Genomic DNA, 16,283 nt, shown 5'->3' on the forward strand with positions numbered 1-16,283 from the left:
CTTATTTCTTAATACTTAAAACTTATAGAAAATGAAACTTACATTAAAAATATGGCGTCAGAAAAACGCCCAGGATAAAGGGGGAATCGTTGAATATCCAATCGACGGAATCGAACCAGATATGTCTTTCCTTGAAATGCTTGATGTTCTTAACGAACAATTAATCAACAAAGGAGAAGAACCAGTAGCATTTGACCACGATTGTCGTGAAGGAATTTGCGGAATGTGTTCTTTATTCATCAATGGAGAAGCACACGGACCAGACAGAGGAGTTACAACTTGTCAATTACACATGCGTATGTTTAAAGATGGCGACACGATTTTTATCGAGCCATTTAGAGCAAAAGCTTTTCCGGTAATTAAAGATTTAGTTGTTGACAGAAGTTCTTTTGACAGAATTCAACATGCTGGTGGATTTATTTCGGTAAATACTTCAGGAAATACAATCGATGCAAATACAATTCCGATTAACAAACACGATGCAGATAAATCATTTGATGCTGCTGCTTGTATTGGTTGTGGAGCTTGTGTTGCAACTTGTAAGAACTCATCGGCAATGTTGTTCGTTGCTGCAAAAGTATCTCAATATGCTTTATTGCCACAAGGTAAAATTGAAGCTGTTGATCGTGTATTAAACATGGTACACCAAATGGATCACGAAGGTTTTGGTAACTGTACCAACACTGGAGCTTGTGAAGTAGAATGTCCTAAAGGAATTTCTCTTGAAAATATCGCGCGTATGAACCGTGAATATTTATCTGCAAGCTTAAAAGGATAATTTTAAGAAATAGTTTTAAATAATAAAAAGCGCATTCATTAAGTTGAATGCGTTTTTTTATGCAGTTGTTTCAATGTTAATAATATTATCTTTAGTCCCGAAATCAAACCAAAAACAAATTAATGAAAAGAATTTTACTTATTGCAATGCTTATTCTGAGCATTAAAAATTATTCACAAGTTGCTATAACGGCATCTTACAGAGGAGCAAATGAACCATTTGAAAAAGGCGAACTTGAAAAATTTAAAGCTACAACTACGATTTTTGTTTTACCACAATTAAACAAGAAAGAAGATTACGAAAAAATTTTGAAAGAAGTTTGGACAGTTACTCCTTATAAGGTTGTTGATTTTAAAGATTTTAAAATGACAGATTATGCTGATGGTAAATATTCAATTGCAAAATTCATTGGAGATATTACTACAAGCGGAAAAGGCACTGTTTATATTCATACCAATTTTGCAATACGAATTTTGGATAAAGAAAAATTCGATAAAGGATTTGCTAAGCTAAAAGCAGATGACAAAAAATATAATAGAAAATTGAGTGAACTTTTCAGAGAAAATCTAACTTATATAGCAAGATTCCCGCTTAGTGTTAATAATAAATTTTTAGTAGACGCAATGGCAGGAGCCAGATCAGATGAAAAAATTGGCAGCCTTTATGATAGAATGTATACAGACCAAAGTTTTACAAATACTAATTTAGGAATGTTGAAAAACTATTTTCAGCAGATAAACCAAATTATCAGCAAAGGTGAACATACCGGACTTTATGATGATTTTGTAACTCCTGAAGTTAAGAATCTAAAAGAAAATACACTTTATATTCCGGAAGCTTATATGATGGAATATAATCCATGGAAAGGAACTGAAAAACTTAGAGATGAAAAGGATCTTAAAAAACTGGTAGAAGATTACAAATACAAATATCAGTTTATTAGAGATGAAGATCTGGAAAAGAAGATTATGAATAATGAAGATATACTCTATTTACGATACGTAAGTATGAATGGTAACAAATATTTAGATGTTGTTAATGCCAAAACGGGAAATCCAGTCTACTATTTTTACGGTGCGGGTTTTGCCTATAATTTAAAAGATGACGATTTTGAAAATATTAGCAAAGCGATTTCTAAATAGATTATGATACTAAAAACGCATGAGCTGCAGCTCATGCGTTTTTTTAGCTTTTACTCATAATACAACTGCGAAGCACTAATTTCCTGTTTTTCTTTTCCTTCCTGCTGCATAAAACAGCTTAAAGTAGTTCCGCCAATTTGATCAAAATAGCTAATGTTTATTTTATGAAAACCCTTTTCGAGTTTTACAGCGCCATACGCTTCATTGAGCCAATGAATACCATCATTATTCACAACTAATTCATTGTCGATAAAAAGCTTCGATCCGTCATCTGAAAGCGTTGAAATTGTATAATTTGCCGTTTCCGCAATATAGATGTATCCGTCGAATTTTAAGCCGATATAACGCTCTGTTTTTGACTTCCATTTTTCGCTGCTAATTACGCCTTCAAAAATGCCTGAATTAACAGGTTTTACCAATTCTAGATCCTGAGTTTGCTGAAATAATGTTCCCGTAAAATAATCAAACTTTAAACCTTTTTTAGTTGGTTTTATGGCTAAAGCCGATTTCAGATCCGGATTTCGAACCAATATTTTATTGATAGAACTTCTTCTTCCGCTTTCGCTAATTTGAACCGTTTTTATAATTCGATATTCTCCTTTCGGAATATTTATCGTTACGGGTTTCGTATAAAGTTCTGCTGTTTCGTCTGGATTATAACCATCAATTGTGTAGAAAATTTGTCCGTTTTTGATAGTTGGTTTTAAATCCAGAACATATTTTGATGCGATTAAAGCGGTTTCGGTCGAGCCGAAAGGCGATGGAACTTTATACAATCTTTTTTGTAATTCCAGTTTTTCCAAATGATGCGGAATTCTATATAAAACAAAATTATTATAGTTTTTGTTTCGTGGTTCTGTCCAGGCAATTTCTGCCAAAGCAAATATTCTCGGATAAAGCATATAATTTAATTTAGCCGGGCTTGTTAAATATTCCGACCAAAGATTCGACTGAACGCCCAGAATGTATTTTTGCTCCTCAACAGTTAAACTATCAACCGGAGTTGGATTGTAATTATAAATTTTCTCAACTGTCGTTAATCTTCCAATCGTTAAAGGTTCGTTTGGTGAATATCCCTGATTGTAATCCAGATATACCACCTGTTCCGGATTCATAATTACGTTGTGTTTTTGTCTTGCAGCGGCAATTCCGCCCGCTTCTCCTCGCCAGGACATTACGGCGGCGTTTGGTGCAAGTCCGCCTTCGAGCATTTCATCCCAGCCGAGAATTTGTCTTCCGTTTGCGTTTAGGAATTTCTCTATTCGCGTGGTTAAATAGCTTTGTAATTCATGTTCATTTTTCAAACCTAAAGCTGCAATTCGCTTTTGGCAATTCGGACATTCTTTCCATCTTGTTTTCGGACATTCATCTCCACCAATATGGATGTATTTACTCGGAAACAAAGCCATAACTTCTGTCAAAACATCTTCCAGAAAAACAAAAGTTTCTTCTTTTCCCGCACAGAAAATATCTTCAAAAACACCCCAATATTCAACCACTTTATAATTTCTGTCTGGAAAACACGATAAATTTGGATAAGCCGTTACAGCGGCAGTTGCATGACCCGGCATTTCAATTTCCGGAATTATATTCACATAATGTTCTTCGGCAAACTTTACAACATCTTTAATTTCTTCGTGCGTGTAAAATCCTCCGTACGGATTTCCGTCAAAAAAATAGGGCGATCTTTCAAATTTATTCCCAACTAAAGTCTGAGATCTTTTAGATCCGACTTCGGTTAATTTTGGATACTTTTTTATCTCAATTCTCCAGCCCTGATCGTCAGTTAAATGCCAATGAAAGTTATTTATCTTATAACGGGACATTTGTGCTATAAAATCCTTTATAACATCAACCGAGAAAAAATGACGACACACATCAAGGTGAAGCCCGCGGTAGTAGTATCTGGGCTCGTCTTGGATGGTTACGCAAGGCAATTTTATTCCCTGATTTTTGAGTTGGTTTGGAAAAAGCTGTAATAAACTCTGAACAGCATAAAATAATCCTTCTTCACTTCCGGTAACGATGATCTTTTTAGTCGAAATATTGATTTTATAAGCCTCTTTTTTTAAAGATGAAGACGGATTTTGAGCCACAAACAAAACTTCAATAGTACTCTTTTTTGAAGACACATTTTTGTTGATGGCCGATTCAAAAATCTGTGCTGTTTTTAATTCTTTCGCACTAAACTTGTTCTTTTCAAAAACAACTTTTATTTGTCCGTTTAAAAAAATACTATCTCCGGTTGCTTTATAGAAATTTGGAGCAGGAATTATCGAATTGTTATTAGAAGCAATTTGAGCATTTCCGAAGGAATAACAGAATATCAAAAAGAGAAATATACTTTTTTGCATGGTTACTTTTTTGGTGGTTAAACAAATTTAAGGTTTGTTACATAAAGTTGCATTTTTTTTGCAGTTCTTAATTTGTTATAAAAGTCTTTAAATTAGGCTTGTTAACTTTTTTATTACGTTGTGTTATAATTTGATTCGCAAGAATATTGCATTTATTGTTTACATTTGTTCAAAAAAAGAATTCGCATGAACAACGATAATGAAGTGGTAAACTATAGCAAGGAAGAACGTAAAAATCTTATTTTAAAAGAGATTAACTTGCATACCCGCGTAAGTTTTGAAACGCTTTCGGCTAAATTATTTGTTTCAGAAGATACCGTTAGACGCGATATTAATGAACTCGAATCAGAATCGTTATTGATTAAAGTCAAAGGCGGTGCGATGACAAAAGCGTACCATCATTCTTCATCCAATCAAACGTATGCAGGCGAATCAAAACAAATTATTGCGCAAAAAACGTTAGGCTTACTTCATGACGGCATGGTTTTATTAATTGGCGGCGGAACTACAATTCGTGAATTCATCCGCTTAATTCCTAATGATTTAAATCTTACTATTTTTACCGTTACCGTTTTGTCTGCGGTTGAACTTCTGGACAAACCCAATGTGAAAATTATCATGATTGGAGGCAGCATTTCGTCTTACAGTCAAATGTGTGTGAGCGGCGATGTTTATAATCAGTTGGCGAATATTAAAGTCGATTTACTAATATTAGGAACCAATGCTTTGGATATTGAAGGTGGATTCTCAGATTCTGACTGGGAAACCGTTCAGGTAAAAAAAGCAATGATTCAGGCTTCTGAAAAAACAGCGATTCTGACTATTTCCGAAAAACTCGATACGGTTCTCAAAATGAAAATTGCCAATTTATCTGAGGTTGATTACGTTGTCACGGAAGTTGATCCTAATGACGCAAAATTACAGTCGTATAAAAAGGCAGTTCCAAGTTTAGTTTTTATCTAATAATATAAAAAAGTTTGCCACGAATTTCTCTAATTACCACGAATTATTTTGATTGTACAGATTAAAAAATCTGTATAAATCTGTGGCTAATTTCTAAGCAATTTCAAAATAAAAAATTAGAGAAAATTAGAGAAATTCGTGGCAAAAAAACAATTTTCATATTCCTTGCCGAATATTATCTAATCCCAATTTTTCATTAAAAAATTAATCCAGTTTTGATGAAAAATTTTATTTAAATCTTCATCAGAATATCCTTTGTTTTTAAAAATCAAAACCAATTTCTGCAAATCGGCAATCGTATTTAAATCATATGGAGATTGTTCTGTGCCAAAAGCGCCATCCAAATCTGAGCCAACACCAATATGATTGGCATTTCCGGCCAATTGACAAATGTGATCCATATGTTTAAAAACACTTTCAAGATCGCAATTGGTACCTTTTGGAGTCGAAACGCCTCGTTCCCAATTCGGAACCAACATCCACGCATCTAAAGCGCCACCAATAACGGCCCCTCTCGAAATCAAAGCTTTGATCATTTCGTCGCTATATTGACGATTGTGATCAACCAGACTTCTGCAATTGTTATGACTTGCCCAAACCGGTCCGTTATAATGATCGAGAGCCTGCCAGAAAGCATCATCGCATAAATGCGTTGCATCCAGAATAATATTCAAACGTTCCATTTCTTTCAATAAATCAAGACCGTTTTGATTCATTTTTCCCGTTGCATCTGTTCCGTTTGCGTAGCGTCCCAGGCCGTAATGTGCCGGACCAATGGCGCGTAATCCGTAATGGTATGCTTTTTCTAAATACGAAATATCAATAATAGAATCCGCGCCTTCCAAACTCAAAATATAACCAATGGGTTTTTTATCGTTTGGAGTTCCGTCGTTCCATAAATCAATTTGTTTTTGAAGTGACTTTTTATCGGTAATCGCTGTAATTTCTCCAGCTTCTTCCATCGCTTTGTACCACGCCAATTGGCCTTGTGTTTGTGCCCAGGCTTGTTCGGGAGAATTCCAACCCGGAATAATACTGTCGGGTTTTACAAATCTTGCAATTTGAGTGGCGACAACAATTCCGATATTGCCTCGTCGCAAATCCGGAAACGAAACCGTGGCGCGTTCGCGATCCGGTTTATCCGTCATTCCTTTTTCGAGATGGCGCAAGGTTGGTACGTCATTTCTTAAATCTCGATTCCATTCCATCGCATTCATGCTCAGGTCTAAATGGGCGTCTATTATAAACATAGTATTTTTTTAAGGCACAAAGGCTCAGAGGTTCTCTACAAATGTTATTATGAGGTCTATTCTCTTTCTTCTTTGCTCTATTTTCTATTCTTTTTATCTTTATTCTCCTTTTTCTGCTGCTAGATATTAATTTTTCTGCTTCGCGCGACAACCAGCCATTGATCGCAAATTTGATGTTCTTTGTTGATGACCTGAACAGAATCGTAAAGCGCGCAGGTTGGGCAAACATGATACGGCTGGGCATAAACGGTATCGCCAATTTTATATTGATTTTTCCCCCGATTTTCTACAATCAAATGTTCTTCTGAATGCGAAATCGGAATTAGATTTTCATCACTTAAAATCACTAATCTTTTATCGATCGGATTTTCTGATGAAACGGCTTTGTATCCAATATCAACACAAAGCGTTGTATTTGTTGGTTTTGAAATCACCGTTCCTACAATAACCAAAGCGGGTTTAAATTCCTGTTCGGGTAAATTGGTTTGATAATTAGAATCCCAAAAAACAAAAGTTCCCGGACTGGATTCTACATTTTCCTGAGTCGCATAAAACGGAAATGTATTCGATCCTCCGGCAACGATTTTTAATTCGTAATCTGTTTTTTGCTGAAGTATTTCAATCTCTTTTTTAATAATTGAAAAGGAGTTTGAAGCTTGAATATTTCGTTCTTCAACAGTTCCTTTTATATGACCGTCGTAAATATGAAAACCTTCAAAATGAATGTTTTTTAATGCAATAATTTCAGAAGCTAAATCAATCCATTTATCAGAAATTGAAATTCCCGTTCTGTTCATTCCCGTATTTAGATCGAGAAAAATATTTAGAATCAGGTTATTTTTTTCAGCAATTTGATTTAAGGCTTTCGCCGATTCTAAATTGTCGACAATAGTCGAAAATTGAATATTTGGATATTTTTGAAGTAACGAAACCCATCTTTCTTTTTTGCACCAACAGGCTGATAGGCGAGAAGCACGTCCGGAATTTCATGTATGGCAGAAAGTTCGGCTTCGGCAATCGTGGCGCATTTTACTTTTTTGATGTTGTAAATTTTAAACAACTCCAAAATTTCGCCAATTTTATGTGTTTTGATGTGTGGCCTTAGTTTTTGAGTGTCGCCGTTTACTGCCCCAATAAGGCGTTCGAGATTAAACCGGATACGATCTTCGTAAACAGCCAAAAATGGAGTATCGGGAGGAGTTTCGGAATTAATTTTCCACCAATTTTTTTGCATAATCTAGTTTCTTGTTTTTTCTACCACTTCAATTAAATTTTGAAAAGCCTGAAGCGATTCTTCATACGTTAAACTCAAAAGCATTTCTTTCGAAAATAAATTAGAACCAATTCCAACACAAACAACGCCGGATTTGAACCATGATTTCAGATTGCTTTCTTCTAGAGTTACACCTCCGGTTGGCATTATTCTTAAATTCGGAAACGGCGCTCTAATCGCTTTTACATAACCTGGTCCGCCAATTTTATCGGCAGGAAAAAGTTTGACAACATCGGCACCTAATTTATTGGCGTGCAATATTTCGTTTAAAGTTGCTGCGCCGGGAATCCAGTAAATATTATTTTTTAAACAATAATTGCCAATTTCAGGATCGGTATGCGGACAAACGATACAATCTGCGCCTAATTGATGAAATGTTTCAGCATCGTCAACGCTTAAAATAGAACCAACAGCGATTTTAACCTTTAAATTATTTGCTTTTTTAAAGGCAACCATTTGAGTGAAAACCTCTTTAGCATTATCTGCACGAGCGGCAAATTCGATAATTTTTATGCCGGCATCACTGGCAGATTGCAGCACAATTTTGGCTGTTTCAATATTGATTTGTGTTACTAACGGAAGTACGCCTTGTGCTTTTAAAATGCTGTACATATGCTTAAATATAATTTTATCTATTGATTCTGTTACTCGCGCCATTTGCAATAAAATGGCTTATTTCTGTTGGATTGCTCATGGCAAAATCTCCGTGAATACTTTGTTTGATTACGCCGCAGGCCGTTGCCCAGTCGATACATTCCTGTGCCGATAATTTATTGGATAATCCATATAATAATCCTGCGTTGAAGGCATCTCCGGAACCAATTTGATCGGTTACCAAATGTATTTTGTATTCTTTTGTTTCGTAAAATTTGTCTTCGTGAAACAACATTCCTTTGTATAAATGCGCCAGTCCGTCTGATTTTCTAAAACTCATGGCGAGGGTTTTCAGATAAGGCATTTTTTCTTTTAATAACTCAAATGTTTTCCTGAAACGATTGGCATCGGATTCGTTTTTATCGGTTTTTATTCCGAAGTAAATTTCAATCGCATCTAAATCTGCAACGGTTATCGTACTGTATTGAAGCAAATCGGGCATAATTTCAGACGGATGTTTTCCGTATTGCCATAATTTGGATCGGTAATTAAAATCAGAAGAAATCGGCAATCCTTTTTTATGTGCCGAAAGAATGGCTTCTTTACAAACCAAACCAGCTTCGTTTGAAACGCCCGGACTTATTCCTGACCAGTGAAAATGGGTTACATCGGCGAAAGCCAAATCCCAGTTAATCTGATCTTTCTGAATGGTTGCAAAAGACGAATTGCTTCGGTCGTAAATAACCTGCGATTGTCTGATTTGATTTCCGGCTTCGACAAAATACAATCCCAAACGTTCTCCGCCATAAACACATTTTGAAGTGTTTACTTTGTATTTCTGCAATTCGTTTAAGGCCAGTTGTGCCAAATCATTCTCCGGTAATCTCGTAATATAATCGGTTTGAATGCCGAGTTGAGAAAGTAATACACAAACATTAGCTTCGGCTCCGCCCACATGAACTTTTATATCACTGGCTTGCGTAAAACGATTTCCATCTGCAACATTCATCCGAAGTAATAATTCTCCGAAAGTTGCAATTCTTGTTTGTGGTATGTTGATATTCATATTTTTTGTTTTTGCCACAGATTGTATTGATTAAAATGATTTTTTTCGCCACGAATTCACGAATTAGTTTAAGCGCAATAATTAGTAATAATTAGTGAATTCGTGGCGAAAAAATATTGAATCTGTGCGAATCTGTTTAATCCGTAAAATCTGTGGGCTAAATTCTTTAAATCTAATATAATTCGAAAACAGCTTCAACTTCAACAGGAATGTTGTCTGGTAAAGATCCCATTCCTACGGCGCTTCTTACGCCAATTCCGTTTTCTTGTCCCCAAACTTCGGCGAATAATTCGCTGCAGCCGTTTATTACGTAGGGATGTCTAAGGAAATCGCCGTTGCAATTCACCATTCCCAATACTTTTATAACTCTTTTTACTTTGTTCAGACTTCCAAAATTGGTTACAATTGTCGAAAGCATTGTTAAGCCAACTTGTCTCGCGGCCAGTTTTCCTTCTTCAATATCCATATCGTCGCCAATTCTTCCGATAATTAAAGATTTGTCGTCGCGAACCGGACCGTGACCAGAAAGATACAAATACTTTCCGTCGACTAAATAAGGTTTATATATACCAAGAGGTTGAGGCGCTGGCGGTAATGATAAGCCAAGGGTTTCAAATTTTTCCTGAGGCAATAAATTCATGATATTAATGTATTATAGAGTTTAAAATAAAAACGAAAACAATTCCCAAAACAGATACTAAGGATTCCATTACGGTCCATGATTTAAAAGTATCTTTCAGGCTGATATTAAAATATTCTTTGAACATCCAGAAACCCGGATCGTTTACGTGCGAGCACATCAAACTTCCAGCTCCAACAGATAAAACTAATAAGTTGGGGTCGAGATTATTAGTTTGTAATAAAGGTAATAAAACGCTGGCAGTCATTAATCCCGCTGCGGTTGCAGAACCTACACAAATCCTGATAATTGCCGCCATAATCCAGGCCAGTAAATAGGGATGAATATTGATTTGGGTTAATGTTGAAACAATAGTTTCGTTGACACCGCTTACGATCATTACTTCTTTCAGACTTCCGGCGCCACCTACAATTAAAACAATTAGGGCAACATCTTTTATGGCAATGGCGTAATCATCCATTACAGAAGTTAGACTTCGGTTCATTCTGATTCCTAAAGTATAAGTACAAATAAGCAAGGAAATCAGCATGATTATACTGGGTTCGCCAACTGTTTTGCAAATATTTAGTAGTGTTTCATTATCTGAAATTAATGGCAATATTGAAGTTATCGTTAATCCGAAAACGGGAAATAAGGCAGAAAATAAACTAACAGAAAAGCTCGGTTGTTTTCCTGCGTTTACCACTTCTTCAACATTTAAAATTTCATGATCAGATTCTGTTTTGATGTTTTTTAATAAATTCGAAAACAATAATCCCGCAATAAATATTGTTGGAACGGCAATGATGATTCCGTAAACTAAAACAAGACCAATATCAGCATTTAAAATACTGCTTAGTGCCATTGGAGACGGATGTGGAGGCAAAAAACCGTGCGCAACTGAAAGCGACGCAAGCATAGGGATTCCCAGATATACTTTTGACAGTTTAAATTGGTGGGCTACTGAAAAGATTAAAGGTACTAACAAAACAAATCCAACACTATAAAACAGTGGTATCCCAACAATAAATCCGGTAATCATTAAGCCTAAGCGGACATATTTTTCGCCTGTCCATCCCATAACTGTTTTGGCAATAACATTGGCTGCGCCCGATGAAACGGTAAGTTTACCAATGCAGGTTCCGAAAACGATAATCAGTGTAATTGAACCTAACATTTCGCCCAGACCTTTTTGTACCGTTTGCGATAAGGTGTTTATTGGCAGACCTAAAAATAAACCTGCCAGTAAAGCTGTTATGATAAAGGCAATAAACGGATTGATTTTAAACCAGGCAATTTGAATGATTAAAAACGCAATACATGCCGTAAGAATTAATATGCTCATTTATTTTTTTGTATTATTAGCTTATCGCAAAAAATTTAAACACATAGAAACATAGATTTTTTACTTGAATTAGGAGTTAAAAAAAGCTAGCTTTTAACACATAGTAACTATGTGTGTTAATGCAAGTGAAACGACTTTTGCACATTTTTAAACTATGTTTCTATGTGTTTAAATGAACTACGCGATTTTCTTCTATTATTTATCCCACCAAATTCTTGTCGTGAAATTATCTTCGCCTTGGCGTTTAACCGCTTCTGCTAAGTTAGCGGAATTGACTGAATATTCGCTGGTTGGGTATTTGAAACGTCTTGGAATTGTGCCGTTTGTAACATTTCCGGGAAAGTTTACCGGAACTAAAACCGGATATCCTGTTCTTCTCCAATTGGCATAAACTTCCTGTTCGTCTACAAAAAGTGCAATCCAGATTTGAGTATGAATCTGATTCATTTTATCTTCAAAAGATCCGGCGGCGTTGAATGGATTTGCAGTTAAATAAGGCGTTGCATCTGCAATTGTGTACGCTGTTCCGTAAATTCCCATGTTTAAAAAAGAAGCTTTTACTCCTTTTTCATATAAAGCCTGATCGGTTTCTCCAGTGTACCAGCCTCTTGCAGCAGCTTCGGCTAAAAGGAAATGAGTTTCGGCATTGCTTAAAATCATAATTGGCGCATCATATTTAAAAACCGTACTTTGATTTGGTTCAGAATAAGTGGCTTGTTCTGTAGGCGTTGGTGCTATTTTTGTTCCGTTCGGAAAACCTTTTTGAACCGCAAGACTTGTGTTTTGAACCGTTCCTTCCCAAACGCCTGCATAAACACTAATTCTAGGGTCGGCAGTAGCCTGTAAAACATCAATAAAAGTTTTGGCTAATTTTCCGCCTTCCACATTTTTCTGACCAAAAGATCCTGCGGTAAAATCTTGTTTTCTCGAATCAAAGCCAACCGGATTTCTGTTGATATCATTCGGTCCGTCTGTATATTTCATAATGGCATTGTCGGCAGTATTCAAAATTACACCGCCTGCAATTGCTTTATTTGACCAGGTTTGTGCCAATGCCGGATCAACTTTTGTTAATCGCATTGCCAAACGAAGCATTAACGAATACGAGAATTTTTTCCATTTTGCGACATCGCCGTTGTAGATAAAATCGGCATTGCCAAAAGTTGGTTTTGCAGGATCTAATGCCAAAGCAGCTTCGTCTAATTCTTTCAATAAATCTTTATAGATAAATTCCTGCGTATCGTATTTTGGCAGAAATATTTGCGTGCTGTTTGCTTTTGCAGCTTCTGTGTACGGAATATCTCCATATAAATCTGTAATTCTGTGATATAAATATGCTTTCCAGATTCTGGCAACATTCAGTTTATTGCTGTCGTTTTCATTGCCTTTTACGGCATCAATTACAATTTCGGTTTCATTTAAGGCCGTTGGATAAACCTGATTGAAATAAGCCGAAAAATAAACTTCATTGCTCAAATATTTATCTCCAACTCCGGATGCTTCTTTATAAGTGGCATAATGCTGTAACATTCCGCCGCACTCCAAAATATTCGTAGCAAAATAATTATTGTTTAAACCGTCTAAAATAGATTTGCTGAAAATGAAATTCGGGTTTGGTTTTTCAACAACATTCGGGTTCGTATTTATTTCTTCAAAATCTTTGGTACAGCTTGTCATACTTGCTAAAAGTACGCCTGTGATATATAAAATGGTTATCTTTTTCATGTCTTTTAATTTTAGAATTTAACGTTTAAACTTAAACCGAAACTTCTTGTTTTTGGCACTCCAAATTGTTCAACACCCTGAGCATTTCCTGCACTAAATACAGATTCGGGATCTACATTTGGTGTTTTCTTGTAAAGAATGAATAAGTTTCTTGCTACGAATGAAAGAGAAGCGCCCTGAAGTTTAGACAAACCTTTTATTTTTTCAATTGGCAACGAATAACCCAAAATAATTTGTCTCAGTTTGATGAAACTTGCATCGTAAACAAAAGTGGACGAGATGTTTCTTAAACCGTCATAATAGGTTCTCAAATTTTCAGGAGCAATAACCATATTTACCGGGTTTCCGTTTGTGTCAACTCCGGAAATTGGCAAACCTGATTCACGACCTTCAAGTGTTAATTTGGTTAAACCCATACGAGTTCCGTACAAATCAGTTCCAGAGTATAAACTTCCGCCGAATTTCCCATCAATTAAAAAGCTGAAAGAGACATTTTTGTATTTAAATTCATTGCTGATTCCCGCTCCCCAAGGATGAACTCCCTGACCTAATTCTTCAAGCGGACCTTGTGCTATAGTTGCAGAACCGCCACTTACGTTATAAACTGTATTTCCATCTGCATCAACACGAGGTTTGTATCCTTTTATGATACTGTATGGACGACCAACATCACTTGCAATTGTTACGTAACCGTTTACAGAAGTTGCCATTGTAATCGAGTTTAGCTGATCTGTAAGGGCTTCAACAGTATTTTTATTGTATGATCCGTTGAAAGTAGCATCCCACGAAAAGTTTTTATTGTTGATGATTTTTCCAGTAAGTAAAAGTTCAACACCTTTATTTCTCATTTTTCCAAGATTCAACAAAGCTGTATTTGCTCCTGAAGCTGTAGAAATTGTAGTTTCGACAATATCATTTGTAGTGGCACGATTGTACCATGCAAAATCTACATTTAAGCGATTATTAAAAAAACCTAAATCAGTTCCAATCTCAAATGTTGTAGAAGTCAACGGGCTTAAAGTCGAATTTGGAACTCTTGAACTTGTCGGGCCTTGCAATTGTTGACCGTTGTGTCCTCCCTGAATCATGGAGTAGGATTGATTTAATGCATACGGATCAGGAGTTGCGCCACCAACCTCGGCCCAGGAAGATCTAAGTTTTGCAAATGAAACAAATTCAGGCATTGTAATAATATCCGAAACAATGATACTTGTTCCCACAGACGGATAAAACACCGTATTATTTTCTGCAGATAAAGTAGAAAACCAATCCTGACGACCTGTAAAGTTTAAGAAAACGATGTTTTTATAATCTAAATCGACAGCGCCATAAACAGAGTTTGTTTTGGTTTTTCCGTAAGGATAACTATAAGCCAAAGTCGATAAATTGCTCAAAGCATAAAAATCATCCAGTACAAAATTTGATCCTTCTACTTTAGTTTCATCTCTAAGCGTTGTTCTTGAGTTAACCCCAACTAATGCGTTTAACGAGAATTCTTTATAAATGTTTTTCTTGGTATAATTAAGAATTGCTTCTGAATTTAAGTTGGATAATTTCATTCGTGAACCCTGCGCATATCCAACCGGATTGTTTAAAGTTGTTTTTGGGATGTATCCGAAGAAATCATAATCGGTATAATCCTGGCCAATTCTACCCTGAAGGAATAAATCACGGGTAAAATTTAATTTTACGTTTACCATTCCGATGAAACGGTTTTTAGTATCATGGTTTTTAATTTTATTTACCACAAAATAAGGGTTTGTAGCAACGGCAACCGGGTTCCATGCTTCTTCAACACCATTTGCATCATAGCCCGGGGCAAGATTTCTAATGTCGACAGTGTTTGCAATCATGTAAGTTCCCCAGTTGGCATTTGCTTCAGCATCAGAAACGGTAGGTCTGTTTTCTGATTTTTCTAAATTATATTGTGTTACAACATCAAACTTTAACCAGTCTGTTAAGTTAACATTCCCGGCAATGTTCAGCGTTTTGCGGTTAAAACCTGAATTTGGTAAAACACTTTCATTGTCCATATTCGAAAACGAAAGACGTCCTGTAGCTTTTTCATTTCCACCAGATAAAGCAATCGAATTGATAAAAGTTGTTCCCGTTTTATAGAAATTTTTAATATTATCTTTTTGTGCTACATAAGGTCTCGCAACACCATCAAACTGAATAACATTACTTCCGTCCATTTTTGCACCCCATGACCAGCGTCCGGCAGCAATGGCTTCGGCTTGAGTTGTTGGCTTTAGACCATTTGCTCCGGAACCATATTCATATTGCCAATCCGGAGTAATAGATGGAGTTTCAAAAGTAAAAGAACTATTGTACTCAACGCCAATTCCTTGTTGTGCAGCACCTCTTTTTGTCTGAATCAAAATGACACCATTTGCAGCATTTGCGCCATAAAGAGCCGCAGCCGTTCCACCTTTAAGAACCGTAATAGTTTTAATATCATCCGGATTTATAACCGAAGTTCCGTCGCCTCGGTCCACATTTATTCTTGTTGATCCGGCACCGTTTCCAATTCCCGGTAAATTCAATTGCGTATTATCAATCGGCAAATCATTTACCACATACATCGGCTGGTTGTTTCCGTTTAAGGAACCGTTTCCACGAATCACAACTCTGCTCGATCCGTTTGGTCCCGTTGCGGTGCTGCTTACGTTTACACCGGCAATTTTTCCAACTAATGCGTTGGCTATATTAGTTTCTTTTGCTTTTGTAAATTCTGTCCCTTTAAGTTCTGTTACAGCATATGCGACTGATTTGCTGCTTTTTTTAACTCCAAGCGCGGTTACTAAAACTTGTTCCAGAACATTTTCTGCAGGTTTTAGTCGGATTACTAAACTTGTCGTTTTAATTAAAGCAAATGATAAAGTTTCATAACCCATGTACGTTACAATAATATGGGCTTCGTTTTCCGGAACGGTTAATTTAAATTTTCCGTTCTCGTCTGATATTGTTGCAATTTTATTATTGCTTTCTGCATAAATAGTAGCTCCGGCAATTGGCAGACCGTCATCCTGGCCTAAAATCTGACCCGAGATTTCAACCTGATTGCTTTGTTGTTCAAAAAGATGCTTTTTTATTGCAATCTCTTTGGCGTTTGCGGAGAAGATGATTCCTCCGATAAACACTAATGAAATTAGCCTTGTTTTCATAATTTTT

13 protein-coding genes are annotated in these 16,283 nt (G+C 36.1%); 3 read left to right on the forward strand and 10 right to left on the reverse strand.

Going from position 1 to position 16,283, the window contains the following annotated elements:
- Window positions 1-31 precede the first annotated feature (31 nt).
- Window positions 32-778, forward strand: coding sequence for a succinate dehydrogenase/fumarate reductase iron-sulfur subunit (locus ACZZZT_RS04390; RefSeq protein WP_042565543.1), 747 nt, complete (start codon window positions 32-34; stop codon window positions 776-778).
- A 122-nt stretch (window positions 779-900) separates the two neighbouring features.
- Complete coding sequence (locus ACZZZT_RS04395) at window positions 901-1,920, forward strand: hypothetical protein (RefSeq protein ID WP_463459534.1); 1,020 nt, start codon at window positions 901-903, stop codon at window positions 1,918-1,920.
- Window positions 1,921-1,970: 50 nt separating this feature from the next.
- Here the strand turns inward: ACZZZT_RS04395 and ACZZZT_RS04400 are convergent, their stop codons facing one another.
- Window positions 1,971-4,274 carry a family 20 glycosylhydrolase gene (locus ACZZZT_RS04400; protein WP_463459535.1) on the reverse strand — a complete coding sequence of 768 codons (2,304 nt, stop codon included), beginning with the start codon at window positions 4,272-4,274 and terminating at the stop codon, window positions 1,971-1,973.
- 186 nt (window positions 4,275-4,460) lie between these two features.
- On the opposite strand from ACZZZT_RS04400, the gene ACZZZT_RS04405 reads away from it, so the two are divergent.
- Window positions 4,461-5,237 (forward strand): DeoR/GlpR family DNA-binding transcription regulator, encoded by a 777-nt coding sequence (locus ACZZZT_RS04405; RefSeq protein WP_463459536.1) that lies wholly within the window; start codon window positions 4,461-4,463, stop codon window positions 5,235-5,237.
- Window positions 5,238-5,416: 179 nt separating this feature from the next.
- On the opposite strand, the gene ACZZZT_RS04410 is transcribed toward ACZZZT_RS04405, so the two are convergent.
- The 9 genes from ACZZZT_RS04410 to ACZZZT_RS04450 all read right to left on the reverse strand — a co-directional run bounded on the left by ACZZZT_RS04410 (window position 5,417) and on the right by ACZZZT_RS04450 (window position 16,276).
- Window positions 5,417-6,487 (reverse strand): dipeptidase, encoded by a 1,071-nt coding sequence (locus ACZZZT_RS04410; RefSeq protein WP_463459537.1) that lies wholly within the window; start codon window positions 6,485-6,487, stop codon window positions 5,417-5,419.
- A gap of 119 nt (window positions 6,488-6,606) precedes the next feature.
- Window positions 6,607-7,392, reverse strand: coding sequence for an alanine racemase (locus ACZZZT_RS04415; protein WP_463462381.1), 786 nt, complete (start codon window positions 7,390-7,392; stop codon window positions 6,607-6,609).
- Window positions 7,362-7,721, reverse strand: coding sequence for a hypothetical protein (locus ACZZZT_RS04420; protein ID WP_463459538.1), 360 nt, complete (start codon window positions 7,719-7,721; stop codon window positions 7,362-7,364). The genes ACZZZT_RS04415 and ACZZZT_RS04420 overlap by 31 nt, the downstream gene beginning before the upstream one ends.
- Window positions 7,722-7,724: 3 nt before the next feature.
- Window positions 7,725-8,372 carry a beta/alpha barrel domain-containing protein gene (locus ACZZZT_RS04425; protein ID WP_463459539.1) on the reverse strand — a complete coding sequence of 216 codons (648 nt, stop codon included), beginning with the start codon at window positions 8,370-8,372 and terminating at the stop codon, window positions 7,725-7,727.
- A gap of 16 nt (window positions 8,373-8,388) precedes the next feature.
- Window positions 8,389-9,420, reverse strand: a complete 1,032-nt coding sequence (locus tag ACZZZT_RS04430; protein ID WP_463459540.1) for a PfkB family carbohydrate kinase — start codon at window positions 9,418-9,420, stop codon at window positions 8,389-8,391.
- A gap of 172 nt (window positions 9,421-9,592) precedes the next feature.
- Window positions 9,593-10,060 (reverse strand): RidA family protein, encoded by a 468-nt coding sequence (locus tag ACZZZT_RS04435; RefSeq protein WP_042565550.1) that lies wholly within the window; start codon window positions 10,058-10,060, stop codon window positions 9,593-9,595.
- A 4-nt stretch (window positions 10,061-10,064) separates the two neighbouring features.
- Entirely contained in the window at window positions 10,065-11,384 is a 1,320-nt protein-coding gene (locus tag ACZZZT_RS04440; protein WP_463459541.1) for a GntP family permease, read from the reverse strand.
- Window positions 11,385-11,579: 195 nt separating this feature from the next.
- Window positions 11,580-13,109: a SusD/RagB family nutrient-binding outer membrane lipoprotein gene (locus ACZZZT_RS04445; protein WP_463459542.1), complete on the reverse strand. Its 1,530-nt coding sequence runs from the start codon at window positions 13,107-13,109 to the stop codon at window positions 11,580-11,582.
- An 11-nt stretch (window positions 13,110-13,120) separates the two neighbouring features.
- On the reverse strand, window positions 13,121-16,276 hold the full coding sequence (locus tag ACZZZT_RS04450; RefSeq protein ID WP_463459543.1) for a SusC/RagA family TonB-linked outer membrane protein: 3,156 nt from the start codon (window positions 16,274-16,276) through the stop codon (window positions 13,121-13,123).
- Window positions 16,277-16,283: the final 7 nt, after the last annotated feature.

It is taken from the genome of Flavobacterium sp. AC274 (genome assembly GCF_979258275.1).